Genomic DNA, 14,963 nt, shown 5'->3' with positions numbered 1-14,963 from the left:
CCTCGGCGGTGATCCTCAGCGCGATCAGCCGCGCAGGACACGGCCCTGCGAGTCGGTGCGGTCGTTGCTCGTGAGGAACAGGATGCCGTCGATCAGGGACCAGAAGCCCAGACCACCGCAGGTGAGGAGCTGGGCGACGCCCACGCCGACGGAACCGACGTAGAAACGGCCGATGCCGAGCGTGCCGAGGAAGAGCTGCAGAATGCCAGCGACGATCTTCGACTTGTCGGAGTACGGGCGACCCTGCGGGTCGTGGCCGAAGGGAGCGTCAGGGGTGGGGACGGTCATGGAAGTAACTCCTGGATGTACTGACTGAAATAACCGAAGCGGACTGCTCCGGGGGGAATCGCAGGAGAGAAGGCGCGGCACATGACCGGCAGCAATCGGGCACGGCGAACACCGGCCAACGATCGAGCACGACGTAATCCCCCGTCATCCCCCCTGTCGCCGTTGCAGCGTAGTGAGACTCGTGGGACGTATGGGAGTGGGTTCGGGCGATCGTTCCGATTCCGTGATCCGATTCCAGCCAACTTGCGACAACTGACCGACGTAAAGCGGGCGTAAGGGATTTACGGGGGTCCGCAGGGGGAAGGAAACAGAGTTCGGCTGTGACCACTCAGTGAAGATTGCGGACGATCGTCCACGTCACCGCGATGCCGAGGATCAAGGCCTGGGTGCGGGGCTTGAGTTCGGGGCGCCAGCGGCGGCCGCGCAGGCCCTCGATGGACCAACGGCCCAACAGCGCCAGCGCGAACGGCGCGGCGAGCAGCAGCACCCGGTTGTCGTGCCAGGCGGCGGCGAACTGGCCGTGCATCAGGTCGTACACCATGCGGCTGCCGCCGCAGGCGGGGCAGAGCAGCCCCGTGACATAGCGGAACGGGCACTGGGGCAGCAGATGGCCGGGCTCGTGCGGGTTGGTGCCGTACAGGTACGCGGCGCCCGCCAGCCCGGCGGCGGCCACCGCGAGGGGGGCCGCCGCCGGATGCCGAAGAACGGTGAGGCCGCGCTCAGCCACGCAGGACACGTCCGTTGGAGTCCGTGGTGTTGCTGCTCGTCAGCAGGATGATGCCGTCGACCAGCGCCCAGATGCCGAAGCCACCGCAGGTGAAGAGCTGCCCGAGGCCGAGGCCGACGTGCCCGATGTAGAAGCGGCCGACGCCGAAGGAGCCCAGGAACAGCGAGAGGATGCCCGCGACGATCTTCGACTTGTCGGAGTACGGGCGGCCGTAGGGGTCGTAGCCGTACGGGGCGTTGGGGTCACCCGTGTACGCGCCGCCGGGCGCCGGAGGTACCTGGTAGCCGCCCTGCGCGTAACCGCCCTGCTGGGGATAGCCGCCCTGCTGCGGGTAGCCGTAGCCGGCCTGGTCCGCGCCCGGCTGCTGGTAGCCGGGCTGCGGGGCGCCGTACGGGTTGGCGCCCGGCTGGCCAGGGGCGGCGTTCGGGTACCCGTATCCGGGCTGCTGCGGGGGCTGAGCGGGCTGCTGGGGCTGCTCGGTCACGGTACTGACTCCTGCGTTGTTGAGTGCTTGAGCGGCTGAATAGCTGAAAATGGGCTGTCCGTCATATTGCAGGAGGGAAGGGCCCGGAGAGAAGTTGTTACTTCGGCCGGGTCCCCGCCCGACACCCGCATGTGGGCGGAGTCACAGCCCCTGATCACAGTTGGCTGAGGATTGTCGGGTCCGTGATCTCCGTGTCCTCGGCGAGCAGCATCGCCTTGCTGAGGATGACAGCGAGCATACGGTCGTCCCCGTAGGGGAGACAGCCGGTCGGCACGGTTCGGTTCCCGTCGCGGGCGGGCGACTTGGGCGGCACGAGCCGCTCCAGCAGCGTCCGGAACCGCGGCCGGGCTCGACCGGAGACAGAGATCAGGATCCTCTTCGCCTTCGACCCCGAGCGCAGCGCGGTACTCCTGATCGAGGAACGCTGTACCGAGTGGCTGGACCACCTCGCCCGGCGCCCTCACAAGGAGACGGAGTGATGACCGGCTTCCACTCATGGGACGAGGTCAAGGAAGAGGTCTGCGACACCGAGGACCTGGACGAGATCACGGCGGGTGCCCGGCGCAGGGTCGCCGAGGCACGTGCGCACCGGCTCGCCGAGATGCGCAGGCAACTCGGCCTCACCCAGCGCGAGGTGGCCGACCGTATGCACGTACGGCAGGAACGCGGACTTCAACGGGACCCGGGTGGTCGTGGCGTAGCCGGCGCTCCTGAATCCCACGCGTCCCGTTCAACCCTCGCGTCTCGACGCGTGTCTCTTCCCTACGTCTGTTCGGCAGAGCACAGAGCTGAGCCCGAACCCGAGCTTCCCGCAGTAGCCGGGACCGCGTGGAAATTGCCGTTTGGCTGGATCGCTGCCAACTCCTGTGACGGATGGGGCCGTTGATCACAGAATGACCTCATGACCTTCCTGAGGAAAGCCGCGGCCGCAGTGTCGGCCGCGGCCGCGATCCTGATCGCGATACCCCCCACAGCCTCGGCAACGCCCGCCCCACATCAGACGTACGGCGGCACGCTCGTCCGGGAGAACTTCAATCACCTCCCCCTCGGCCCGGTGACCAAGGGCCGGGGCTGGACCACCGACACCTCCAACGGCACCCTGACCGTCGAGCCCAGCGCCGACGGCCGGGGCCGCGAACTCCGCCTCCGCACCGAGGGCAACGGCCGCGCCTTCGTCGTCCTGTCCGATCTCGCCCCGCCCGGCAACAGTTTCTGGGCCCGGATGCGGCTGCGCGTGGCCGAGTTCCCCACGGCGCCAGACTGGGCCCACTGGACCCTCGCGGAGGCCTCCGGCGCCGACTCCCCCACCCTCGTCCGCCCGCTCGGTGGCCAGTACGCGCCCACCGACAAGGGCAACTTCTATGGCGTGGGCTCCGACCTGGGTCCGACGGGCGACTGGACCAACTGGAAGACCTCGGCTCCGGCCGTCGCGGGGAAGTGGCAGTGCGTCGAGTTCCACCTGGACGCCACCGACAACCGGGTCACCGTCTACTTCGACGGAGTCGAACAGCCCGACCTCACCGTCTCCACGAAGCAGCACGGCGGCACGGCCGACGACTTCGTCTTTCCTCGCTTCGACGAGCTCAAGTTGGGGTGGCAGCTGTATCAGGCGGACCCTGACCCGTCGTCGTACGACGTCCGTCTGGACGACATCGCGCTGAGCGCGCGGCGAGTGGGCGACTGCGGCGGCTGACGGTCGGGCGCCGGTCAGTCGTCGAGGACGACCATGTTCGTCGGCGGCTGACCGGGCACCGGCGAAGGGCCGCGGAAGTCACCCTGGACCAGCACATCACGGACCACACCGTGGACGGCCCGCACCGCCTCGCTGTCGTATTGCTGGAAGGTGGGGGTGGCCTGGAGGAGGAGTGAGCCGTTCGGGAGGGACGACACTGCCGAAAAGGCGCCCGTGGCCCCCAAGGCCTCCTTTCCGCCCAGGAGTTCGGCGATTCCGGCGGGCACGACCATGAGCCATGAGTAGCCCCTGAGCAGGGTGCGCCACTGCGGAGCGTTGCTCACCGGGTCACTCGGCCGGCCCCGCAGTCGGCTCTCCAGTTCGGTGGCGCCGCCGCTGCGGCGGTACGAGACATGGCCGAACACCACGTCGTACCGGTCGCAGGCCCAGCGGACGGCGGCGAGCAGGCGCTCGTGCTCGGCGGCCGTTGTCCCCGGAGCCACCAGGGCCGCGGTGTCCACGTGGAGGCCGAGCTTCACGAATTCCGGCAACTCCTCCTCGAAGACGACCGTGAAGGAGAGGTCAGAATTGCCGACTTCCCCCTTCTCCGAGAAACTGCCGATCTTCACGCCTGCCGATTCGGGCTGCTCGGAAAGGTTTCTGTCCAGCCAGGGGAGCGTATCGGCGGTGTAGGGGTTGTACAGCACATCGAAAGTCCCCTGGGGAGAGACCTGGACATATCCCCAGAGGCCTTTCCGGTTCTTCCTGGGAACACTGTCGGCGACCCGCGAGAATCCTTTCGGGGAGAACTTCACGTTCTCCGGCAGCGCGTCGACCGCTCCTTGCCGGTCGTATTCCCGGACACCGCCGGTGAGCCAGCCGAGGGCCGCTTCCCGAAGTTTCTCCGGTTGTTCCGCGTGGACCGTGAGTTCCACGAAGAGACCGTGACTGACGTCGAAATCGACCGAGTGGAGTGCGCCCACTGTGAACCGCCCAAGGATCTCACTGGCTTTTGGGCGCACTCTACCCGTCCGCTACTCCAGCCCGAAGGGGCTGGTGAACATCTTGCCGATCACGTAGATGGCCATCGACGCGGCGGCTCCCAGGGCAATGTCCCGTTGTTGGTCCGGGGTGGGCTGCCAGGCCTGGATCTTCTCCAGGACCGGCACCGATTCACGCTGGTAGCCGTCGGGTCCCTTGCCGCGCGGTGGCATCTTCCGTGTCCACCAGCCGATCACACCCTTGTATTCCTCTCCGGTGCGGGTGGAGCCCTTGCGCTGCTGTGTGGACTCCGCCACCAGTTGCTTCTTCGGGTCCAGCGGGTCCAGGGTCGTGATCTGGGGAAGGTTGTTGCCCCGTTCGACGGTCCGGAAGGTTCCTTCCTTCCGCTCGATCTTCCGCAGCGCGTTGATGTAGCGGTCCAGGGTCGAGGGACCGTCCAGTTCCGCTGTCTTCGCCGACTTCACCTCCCACACGAAGATGGTGTCCGGGAAGATCACGACGACGTCGGCGAAACCGCCCTTTCCGTTCTTGCGCTGTGCTCCCGGAATGTAGTACTCGGTCTGCACGTGTACGTCCGGGTTGTGGCGCCAGAGGAACCTCAGATAGATGGCCACCGCCGCGACCGCGGCATTGTGGCGGATCCGGTCCGCGGCGATTTCCTTGCCGTCACGGCCCTTGTTGGTGTTTCCGGAGCCGTTGTTGGTGGATCCGCCACCGCCGCCCTCGTAGTAGAGGATGAGGCCGGTCGGGTCGCTCTTGCTGATCGGGCTGCCGTTGCTGTACGTGTACCCGTTCATCTGCAGCGGGTCCGCGATGTCGATGACCGGGTCGGCCGACAGGAAGCGGCCGGACGCCTGGTCGTACTCGCGGGCGCCGATGTGGGTCAGGCCGGTGGCCGCGTCGTCGATGCCGACGCCGAGGTAGCCGCGCCGGTTGGGCCAGGTCGACGGCTTGGGGCCACGGACCTCGCCGTACGGCTTGAAGGCGCGGCGAGTGACCGTCTGGCCGCTCGTCAGATCGACGGTCGTGTTCGCCGTGCCGAGGTGGTCGGCGAGCAGGACGGTGAGCTTGTGTCCGGTGGTCGCGCCGTTGGTGGTGGTGCGGACCGCCGTGGGGGCGCCTGCCTGGGCATAGGCACGTGCGGCGCGGGTGATGGTGCCCGAGGAGTTCGTGGTCAGCTCGGTCTCGCCCAGGTGGAGGGTCGTGCCCGAGGGGGAGTTCTCCAGGACGCGGTTGCCGTCGGCGTCGTAGACGTACGTCGTCTTGGTGCCGTCGTCGGTGATCGTGTCGAGCTTGTTCTCGGACGTCCAGGTCAGGTCCTGGGTCGTGGTGGCCAGATCACGGACCTCGGTGTTGCCCGCCGCGTCGTAGGAGTAGCTGCTGCCCTTGCCGGACGGGGTGGAGCCGATCCACTTCACCGTGTGCGGCTGCGCGCTCTCGTAGCCGTACGAGTAGCCGACGTTCTTCGTCGCGTCCGCCGGGTCGTGCTCCGTCATCGTGGCCCGGTTGCCGAGCCAGTCGAAGGTGAAGGACTGGCGGTAGGCGGTGGCGCCGGTGGAGACCGTGGCCGTGTCGGGAGCGGCGGCCGCCAGGGTGGAGCTGAGGGAGGCGTCGGGGCCCGACACGTCGGTCGACGCGTCCGGGGCGTCGGCCACCGGGCCCGACGAGGTCTCGTAGTCGGTGCGCGGGCCCCAGGTGGTGCCGTTGGACGACTTGCAGCCGGTGCCGTTGCCGGTGGGGGCCGCGTTCGAGGTCCAGGCGTTCACCAGCTCGCCCATGGCGTCGTACGTGAAGCACTGGGTGTCCCACGTCTCGCCGGAGGCCTCCGCCAGCTTGCGGGCGTGGGAGGTGATGATGCCGGAGGCGTCGTACGAGTAGTAGCTGTCGCTGATGCGGTGCGGGCCCGAGGTCTCGCGGTCCGCGACCGTGCGCTGGAGCTTGCCGGTGCGCGGGTCGACGAAGTTGGTCGTCCATACCCGGTACGGCTGGGAGCCGGAGACCGTGCGCATGACCTCGCCGAACGGCGAGTACGTGACGTCGGAGGTGTACCAGGTGAGACCGGAGGTGGACTCGGCCAGGCCGTCGCCGTTGTAGCGGGTGACGACCTTCTCCTTGGCCAGCCCGCCCACGGCGGGCATGGTGACGGACTCCGGCCGTCCGGTGACCTTGGTGTACGTGTACGCGTAGGCGTAGGTGCCGGCGACGCCCGTCGTCATCGTGTTGGCCGGGATGACCGTCTCACGGCCGGTGGGCCGGTATCCGGCGTCGTAGCCCGTGACGCGGTTGATGTAGTCGCCGTTCGCGGTGTGCCGGATCGAGGAGACCAGCCGGCCGAGCCCGCCGGGCAGCGAGTCGTAGGTGAACTCCTTGGCCGGGGTGGCGGTTTCGGAGCCCTCCCGGACCTTGGTGACCCGGCCCAGGACGTCGTATTCGGTGTACGTCGTCTGTGACCGGGAGGTGGTCACCTTGTTGGGCCGATCGGCGTCGTCGTACCAGGTGTCCGTCTTGCCGGTGTCCGGGTCCGTGGCGGAGGTGACCCGGCCGCGGGCGTCGTAGATGTACGACCAGATGTTGCCGGCCGGGTCGGTGACCCTGCTGCGGTTGCCGCGGGAGTCGTACTCGTAGGTGGTCGCGCGCCCGGTGGTGCTGGAGGAGTCGTCCTGGCTGTAGTGGTGGACCGAGGTGACCCGGCCGAGGGCGTCGGTGTAGGTCCGGGTCCTCGGGGTGGTCGAACCGGCCGGGTTCACATAGGTGCTGGTGTCGGAGTGGGTCGTGTACGTCGCGTACCTGTAGTCGCCGTCCAGGTAGGTCGACAGGCGGACCTGGCGTTCCATGCCGTCGTAGCGGGTCTTGGTCCAGCTGGGGATCTGGGCCTTGGACCGGGGGGCGAACAGCTCGGCGGCCGGCTCGCCCTTGGCCAGGTACTTGCCGGTCTGCTCGTCGACGAGGCCGTGGTCGTTGTACGTCGTGTCGCTGACGACGCGGCCGGGGCCGTGGGCGTCGGTCTGGACCTGGACCTCGCGCATCAGGCCGTCGTAGACGGTGACCTTGCTGCTGTAGGTGCCGTCGTCCTTGAGCGACTTTACGGTGACGGCGGCGGGGCGGGTCTGGGCGCTGGTGGCGATCGCGCTCTGGTAGGCGATCATGACGTCGGGGGCCGTCGCGGTCGACCGCGCCGCCGTCCAGCCCTTCACCAGCCGGCCGAGGGCGTCGTACTCGGTGCGCGTCGTCCGTCCGTTGGCGTCGGAGACCGTCAGCGGGAGGCTGCGTCCCGGATCGAAGGTCGTCGCGGTGGCGTGGCCCTTGGCGTTGATCAGCTTGCTCGCGGTGAGCGGGCCGCCGCCCTCGGGCGTGTACTGGGTCTCGGTGGTGCCCTGGCCGGGCTTGGTGACGGTACGCACTCGGCCGAGGTCGTCGTAGGTGGTGTCGGTGACTATCGAATACGCCGATCCGGTGCCGTTGGTCTCGGCCACCGAGGTGATCTGCCCCTTGGTCGGGGTGGCGCCGTGGGCCAGCGTGTCGTAGGTGGTGCGGACCGCCTTCTTCAGCTGGGTGGCGGGGTCGGCGGCGTCGTGGCCCGCGCAGGAGGTGCCGGTGGTCCTTTCCTCCTTGGGCAGCCCGATCAGCCAGACAGAGGTGTTGTGAACGTAGGTGGTTCGGGTGCAGGTCCGGTCGGAGAGGGTCTCGCCGGAGCCGTTCGGCTTGACCATGGCCGTCTCGACCTGGACGGGCAGACCGTAGGTGTCGTCGACCTCGGTGAGGGTGCGGACGGACCGCCAGCTCGTGTCCCCGACCCGCTGGATCTCGTCGGCGCGCTTGACGCCGCTGCGATGCGCGAGCATCGGGTCCATGTCCGCGCCGTTCTCCGCCTCCCGGACGCGGGACGCGGTCTGCTTGGACCAGGGGAAGGTCAGTGTCCGCTTCTGCCAGCGCTTGTCGGAGTTGAGGTGGACGATGCTCTCCGCCGTCATGCCGGCGTACTGCGGGGCGTCGTCGGTGAGGAGCGTGTACGCGCCCGTGGAGTCCTTGATCTCGCCGCCGACGCCCTGGAAGTAGCGCGTCTCCACATACGACTGGGCCTGCGGGTCGCCCTGCTGGGAGCTGGTCTTGCTGCCCTTGGTGACGGCGACCTGGCGGTAGCCGCGCCAGTCGCTGTGGGTGCGCAGGGACGGGCGGGTGAACTCGTCGTCGTTCTTCGCCCAGGCGGGGCCCGTGTAGGCGTACTGGGTGACGACGGGCTTGCCGCGGGAGGTGACCTTGTCGGTCTCGGTCACGGTGTGGACGACGTACTTGTTGAACCAGGACTTGGCGGGTGTCTTCTCGTCGCCGTCCGGGGACCAGCGGACCGGGTAGCAGGTGCCGTTGTTCCTGCCCTTGTCCTCGGACGGTTCGCTCGCGCAGCCGCCCTTGTACTCGACCTCGATGTCACCGCCGTACTCGGTGGCGACGGTGCCGATGCGGGGCCGGGTGAAGCCGGGGCGCTGGTCGTTCGCTCCGGTGAGCACGAGGTTCGGGAGCTGGCGGTCCCGCAGCCGGGTGCGCAGTGGTGAGCCCGAGCCGACGGAGTACTCGGCGAAGCTGACGCCGTCCGTGTGCTGGAGGGTGCCGGTGCTGTCCCCGGGGGCGTAGCCGCGGCGGGTGATCGAGTTCAGCCAGAGGCCCGGGGAGGTGTCGTACCAGTCCTCGGGGAAGGACTGGTGGAGCTGGTAGGTGTCCACCTTGCCCAGGCCGGTCTGGCCGGCGCGGGCCGCCTTCGTCGTCACCGTGTCGAGGCGCATCTGGGTCCAGAAGGACGGGAAGGCCGGGCACAGCTTCGACGTCGACTTGCAGTTGAGGTTGCCGGGGGTGTCCCACCAGGGGCGGTAGGCGCCGGGGTCCGCGGTCTTGGCGAAGTTCGCCGCGTCGCAGGCCGTCTCGGACTTCAGGCAGCGCTGCCGGACACCGAACTCGACGGTCGCGGACGGCTTGGTGAGATCCGCGCGCATGCCGTACTCGATGGTCGTCGGGTAGGCGTAACGGTCGTACAGCTCGGGGGACTTGAACTTCTTCTTGACGGAGTAGTAGTTCGTCTCCTGCTTCCAGTTGACGACCAGGGTGTTGCCGTACACGTCGACGATCTTGTCGAGTCCCCAGCGCCATGCCTGCTTCTTGCCCGCGCCGCAGCGGGAGTCCGCGAAGGCGGTGGCGTGGCAGGGTTCGCCCGGGTGGTTGCCGAAGACGGGGACGGTGGACACCGAGTCGGTGTCGGCGTGACCGCCGCCGACCTGGTTGAGACCGAAGTAGTGCTTGGTGCCGTCCGGGGTCGTGACGATCCAGTACTCGCCGTTGTTGTCGCCGTTGCTGCCGCCGGTGCGGCGCTCGACGCGGGTGCCGTCGTCCTGCTGCGGACGGTAGACCTCGGTGTCCGTCTCCGGATCGCTGCCGGAGGGAGCGTCCCGTACCAGCTCCGTGGTCTTGCCCGCCAACGACATCACCGCGTTGTACGACGCCCAGCACAGGTCGGCCGTCTTGTCCTTCTTGGCCGTGTTGTTGGGCGTGCCGGACTTCATCGCCTTGCGGTCGTCCTGGCAGGAGCGGTAGCGGCGCTCGATGTGGCCGGCGTCGTAGTCCCAGCCCTCACCGATCCAGGAGACCTGGGGGGAGGAGACCGCGGTACGGCCGTCCACCGTCTGGGAGTTGTAGTTGAAGGCGACGCTCGGGGCCGGGCCCGCCGGGGCGGCCGGGATCGTCAGCGGGTACGACCAGGTGAAGGCGCCCGACGAACCGCCGGCCTCCCACTTGCCGTTGGCGACCAGGGGCGTGGCCTTGAAGGTGCCGCCCGCGCCGCCGCCGGAGTCGACCGCGCCGACGACGGCGGAGTCGCCGGTCGCGGCGACCGGGGTGGCGGAGGTGCTCGACGTGCGGAACGCCGCCTGGGCGACGGTCGGCCCGTCGGACTCGGCCACCTCGGCCGCCGCGGCGGGAGTCACCGTCCCGTCCGCCGCCGTGTCCACCGTCGCCGTGATCGACTGGGTCTTGGTGTCGTTGGTGGTCTCCAACTCCTCGTACTCCTGGCACGCCTCGACATCCGGCGTGGTCAGGTAGCACTCGGGGAACTGGACGAAGCGCAGGCGGGAAGCCCAGTCGGCGCCATAGAGGTTCTTGAACCTGGCGTAGTCGAGCTTGACCGAGATCGGTACCGAGCCGGTCGCGGGGGCCTGGACCTTGACGACGGCGCCGTCGACACCCTGGGAGACGGCGGCGGCGCGGTCGTAGACCTGGACGCTCCAGGTGCCGGTCGGGGCGGCCTGGTCGGGGGCCTGGCCGAGGCTGACGGGGAGGTCTTCGACGGGCGTGACATCGACCTGCTGGGCGGTCGCGGCCGTGCGGGCCGAGGCGGGGGCGGTGGTCGCCGCGCCGCCGAAGCTGACCGAGCCGGTGTCGGGGGCCGGTGCCGTGGCCGTGCCTGAGGGGGCCTGCTCCAGATCTTCGGGGACCTCGACCTTCAGGGTCTCCAGGTCCCGCTCGAAGGCCTCACCTGTGATCGGCTCGTCCTGGTCGAGCGCCTCCAGGTCCAGGGTCTCGCGACCCTTCTCGGCGACCGCCGGATCGGGCGGCAGCGCCACCGACTGGGCGGGCAGCAGCCCCACGAGCAGGGCCGCGCCGAGAGTGGGTACGACGGCCGCGCGCAGCAGACGCGTGCGACGGCGGACATGCGAAAAGCGACCGAACACGGCGAGGTCCCCCCGGACCACTCAAGGCGGGCCAGGAACGGACCACGCGTGATGGCGTATCAGATGCCGGAGATTCTGTGGCGCTCTTGTGAAGTTCCGCTAGATCGGCCGTGTGTATGTGATGACCGTCACGGTTCGTAAGTATGGATAACGGCCAGTGAAGGCCAGATCCGAGCTATTGCGGGGTAAGGGAAGGAGTCTCCGCTACGTGATCAACCACGCCATTCACCAGTTCCCCTGGCAAACGAGCTTCGAATCACGGCAGTTGACGCAGTGTTTGCGGTGATTCGCCCTCAGGAGGCTTGTCTCGGGCGCCAGTTGTCGGCCGATTGCCCCGGCCTCATGTACGGATGAACGGCTTGATCCACTCAATCGCCGTTCCGGCTGCGAAGCGTGACGACAGCCCGCTGATAGGTCATCATCGGCTCGCCCGGCGAGGCCTGTCCCGCCGGTTCCAAGGGGGGAAGGGGAACTCGCCCGATGACGCGCAAGGAGCGCAACTGGCGTCGTGTGCCCGGCAGACGGACCACGGCCGCCGTACTCACCGCGGCGCTCGCCGCCACCGGCATCACCTTCATCGGCCTCGGCCTGGACGAGCCCGGCTCGGGGGGCGGGACGAGCGGGGACGGGAAGGCGAAGCCGGTCACCGAGGCCGCCGCGCTCACGCGGGCCGCGAAGACCGGGAAGTCCGTCGAGGTCACGGCGGCGCGAACGGCACGGTCCACGACGTGGGCGCGGCCGGACGGCCGGATGGCGAAGAAGCTTTACTCCTCGCCGATCCGGGCCAAGGTGGGCGGCGAGTGGAAGCCCATCGACTACGACCTCCACCGCACGGCCAAGGGCTGGGAGCCCAAGGCCACGAACGCGCGGATGGTGTTCTCGGCGGGGTCGAAGGCGGACGGTTCGCAAGCGGCGCGTGACGGTGAGGAGCGCGCCTCCCGGGCCGGCTCCGGCGTACGCCGCGTCTCCCTCGTCAAGGGTGTGCGAACCGCCACCGCCGCAGACGCGAGCCCCCTGGTCACACTCACCGTCGACGGCTACACCATCCAGCTGACCTGGCCGGGCACCGTCCCCGCCCCCGTCATCGACGGCTCCCGCGCGCTGTACCCGGAGATCTTCCCCGGCGCCGACCTCGTGCTGACGGCCGACGACGAGGGCTTCGCCCAGCTGCTGGTCCTCAAGAACCGGCAGGCGGCGGCCGATCCTCGCGCGCAGCAGCTGTCGTACGGCATCACCTCGCCGGATCTGACCTTCCGCCTGGACCCGGTGACGAGCGTGCTGAGCGCGGAGAACGCGTACAGCAACGAGGTGGCGGTCTCGCCGACGCCGCTGATGTGGGACAGCACCGGCTCCCCGGCGGTCACCGACGGCGGGGTCGGCGCCACCGCGCAGCCGACGACCGAGGAGAGCCCGGAGCCCAGCACACCGGCGTCCGACGAGCCGAGCGACAGTGCGAGCCCGACCGAGGAGCTGATCGAGACCGACGAGCAGGGCGACACCACACCCGAGACGCTTCCGGCGGCCACCGACGGCCCCGAGCCGACGGTGTCGGAGTCGCCGCTGCCGTCCGCGCCGGCCGAGCCGACGCCCGCGCCCACGCAGACCGGCTCGGCGGCGACGCTCGGCCTGTCCGGGCTCGACGGCCCCTCGCCGGACTCGCGCGGTGAGCTGGTCGAGGTCGACCTGTCCGGTGCGAACTGGGTGCTCACCCCGAACCTGGAGTTCCTGAACGACCCGGCCACCAAGTACCCGGTGTTCGTGGACCCGTCGGTGAAGAAGCACACCCAGAACTGGACCACCGCGTACAGCCGGCACCCCACCGCCACGTTCTACAACGGCAAGGGCTTCAACAAGGGCGGTACGCACGAGGCCCGGGTCGGCTTCGAGTCGGACACCTGGGGCACGTCGCGCTCGTACTTCAACATCGCCTTCGACAAGGACCTCAAGGGCACGAAGATCACGAGTGCGAAGCTGCGCATGCTGGAGACGTACTCCTGGTCGTGCAGTTCGCGGGCGATGAGCGTGCACCTCACGGGCGCGGTCAACGGGAAGACCAACTGGAAGAACGCGCCCAAGCTGACCGACGGCAACAAGTTCGCGACCAAGAGCTTCGCGCACGGCTACAAGTCCGGCTGCCGGGACGCCTACGAGACCTTCGACGTGAAGAAGGCCGCGCAGAAGCGGGCCGACGAGGGCAAGGACAGCATCACGTTCGGTCTGCGGGCGCGGGACGAGAACTCGCAGTACTCGTGGAAGAAGTTCCAGGCGAACGGCGACAACGCGCCCGTACTGGAGCTCGTCTACAACCGCAAGCCGGCCATCGACTCCAAGTCGCTCGACCTCGGTCCGGACGCCAAGTGCACCACCACGGAGCCGTACGTCCGCATGGGCTCGGGGAACCTGACGTTCACCGCACGGGGCTCCGACAAGGACAAGAACCTCGACTTCCTCGACTTCGACCTGTGGGCGACCGGCAAGTGGGACACCACGGGTGACCTGCTGGGCTCCACCGGCAAGGTCTCGGTCGGCGGCGACAAGGACGTGGCGCTGCGCACCACCAGCGGCTTCGCCACCAGCAAGCTCACCAACGGCACCCTCTACTCGTGGCGGGTGCGGGCTCTGGACGACGCGGGCGCCAGCTCCGGGTACATGCCGGCCAAGACGCCGTGCCGCTTCGTCCTCGACACCACCGCGCCCAAGCCGCCCAAGGTCAGCTCCACCGACTTCCCGAACGCCGACGGCGCCGAGAACGGCTTCGGCAACGACGCCGAGGACGCCAACTGGTCCACCAAGAAGTTCGGCACGCCGGGCTCCTTCACCGTCCGCGCGCTCAACACGGACGTCGTCCGCTACGAGTACGGCTTCAACTCGGCGAGCTACCCGTTCAGCCTGAGCCGCACCTCCGGCACGGCCACGACCGTCAGCGCGACCCTCGCGAACGCGAAGCCGCCGACGGCAGGGCCGAACGTGCTGTACGTCCGTGCCGTGGACGCCGCGGGCAACCCCTCGCAGCCGACGAAGTACTTCTTCTACGTCACCCCGCGCGACCAGGCCGACTCCCCCGGCGACTTCACCGGGGACAAACTGCCCGACATGATGGTGGTCACCGACGCCGGCAACCTGGTCCTGTACCCCTCCCAGGCCACCAACGACCTGGCCAAGGGCTCCGGTGACCTCGACTACTCGATGCCGGGCGCCTACCGGGCCAACCCGGCCAAGGACCCGAACGGCGACGACCTCCCGCCCTTCGTCGCCGCGCCCTCCGGCCACTTCAAGGGCGCGCTGATCACCCACAACGGCGACATCTACGGCGGTGACGGCCTGCAGGACCTGGTCGTCCGCCTCGGCGACAAGCTCTGGGTGTACCCCGGCGACGGCTACGGCGCGGTCAACATCGACCGCAGGGTGGAGATCCTCCTCCCCGCGGGCGCCCCCAGCCCCGCCTCCCTCACCCAGATCGTCTCGGCCGGCGACGCCACCGGGGACGGCCGCACGGACTTCTTCGCCACCATGGGCGACGAGCTCTGGGCCTTCACCGGCTACCACGGTGCCAGCATCGACCAGGCGATCCGGCTGTCCGGCTCCGCCTGGACCGAGCGGGACATCGTCAACGTGGCGGACCTCTCCGGCGACGGAGTGACGGACCTGGTGTACCGCACGGACGTCTCCAGCCGGCTCCTCTCCCGCAAGGGCATCAAGGCGAGCGCCGGCGGTACCGAGCTGACCTCGCTGGGCTCCGCCGCGGCCTCGGCCGACGGCGAGGACGGTGTCTACGCCACCGCCGGCTGGGGCAGCTCCAGCATCTACCTCCTCGCCGGCACACCGGACGCCAACGGTGACTCCATCCCCGACATCTGGGCCGTCCGCACCGACGGCACCGTGCGCTTCCACACCGGCAGCCGAACGGCCCTCTCCGGCCCGGGCACGGAGATCATCGGCGCGGCGAGCTACTGGAAGACACGGATCGCCATCGGCTGAGGCAGTGAGGCAGTCGCAGCGAGGGGCCGACCGCGGGAACACCGCGGTCGGCCCCTCGCCGTTCCCACAGATGCGTAAGCCGACGCTCTAATCTGACGA

9 protein-coding genes are annotated in these 14,963 nt (G+C 69.0%); 2 read left to right on the top strand and 7 right to left on the bottom strand.

Annotated features, from left to right (window positions below; genetic code table 11):
- Positions 1-24: 24 nt before the first annotated feature.
- From JIX55_RS32095 to JIX55_RS32075, 5 genes are all read right to left on the bottom strand, one after another.
- The gene (locus JIX55_RS32095) at positions 25-288 is read right to left on the bottom strand and encodes a TM2 domain-containing protein (RefSeq protein WP_033525300.1); all 264 of its coding nucleotides are present in this window, start codon (positions 286-288) and stop codon (positions 25-27) included.
- 328 nt (positions 289-616) lie between these two features.
- Entirely contained in the window at positions 617-1,015 is a 399-nt protein-coding gene (locus JIX55_RS32090; RefSeq protein ID WP_257566714.1) for a DUF2752 domain-containing protein, read from the bottom strand.
- Positions 1,008-1,499, bottom strand: coding sequence for a TM2 domain-containing protein (locus JIX55_RS32085; RefSeq protein ID WP_257566713.1), 492 nt, complete (start codon positions 1,497-1,499; stop codon positions 1,008-1,010). The genes JIX55_RS32090 and JIX55_RS32085 overlap by 8 nt, the downstream gene beginning before the upstream one ends.
- Before the next feature lie 154 nt (positions 1,500-1,653).
- On the bottom strand, positions 1,654-1,812 hold the full coding sequence (locus JIX55_RS32080) for a DUF7737 domain-containing protein (RefSeq protein ID WP_257566712.1): 159 nt from the start codon (positions 1,810-1,812) through the stop codon (positions 1,654-1,656).
- 180 nt (positions 1,813-1,992) lie between these two features.
- Positions 1,993-2,220 carry a hypothetical protein gene (locus JIX55_RS32075; RefSeq protein WP_257566711.1) on the bottom strand — a complete coding sequence of 76 codons (228 nt, stop codon included), beginning with the start codon at positions 2,218-2,220 and terminating at the stop codon, positions 1,993-1,995.
- 180 nt (positions 2,221-2,400) lie between these two features.
- On the opposite strand from JIX55_RS32075, the gene JIX55_RS32070 reads away from it, so the two are divergent.
- On the top strand, positions 2,401-3,192 hold the full coding sequence (locus tag JIX55_RS32070) for a LamG domain-containing protein (protein WP_257566710.1): 792 nt from the start codon (positions 2,401-2,403) through the stop codon (positions 3,190-3,192).
- Positions 3,193-3,206: 14 nt separating this feature from the next.
- Here JIX55_RS32070 and JIX55_RS32065 read toward each other — a convergent pair whose 3' ends face one another.
- Positions 3,207-4,106 (bottom strand): hypothetical protein, encoded by a 900-nt coding sequence (locus JIX55_RS32065; RefSeq protein ID WP_257566709.1) that lies wholly within the window; start codon positions 4,104-4,106, stop codon positions 3,207-3,209.
- Between the two features lie 99 nt (positions 4,107-4,205).
- Entirely contained in the window at positions 4,206-10,886 is a 6,681-nt protein-coding gene (locus JIX55_RS32060; RefSeq protein ID WP_257566707.1) for an RHS repeat domain-containing protein, read from the bottom strand.
- Positions 10,887-11,366: 480 nt separating this feature from the next.
- On the opposite strand from JIX55_RS32060, the gene JIX55_RS32055 reads away from it, so the two are divergent.
- The gene (locus tag JIX55_RS32055; RefSeq protein ID WP_257566706.1) at positions 11,367-14,864 is read left to right on the top strand and encodes a DNRLRE domain-containing protein; all 3,498 of its coding nucleotides are present in this window, start codon (positions 11,367-11,369) and stop codon (positions 14,862-14,864) included.
- Positions 14,865-14,963 lie beyond the last annotated feature (99 nt).

The sequence above is a fragment of the Streptomyces sp. DSM 40750 genome (genome assembly GCF_024612035.1).
In the GTDB taxonomy this organism is placed as follows: domain Bacteria; phylum Actinomycetota; class Actinomycetes; order Streptomycetales; family Streptomycetaceae; genus Streptomyces.
Note: the sequence above shows the minus strand (reverse complement) of the source record. Positions and strands in the feature narration are given on the sequence as shown.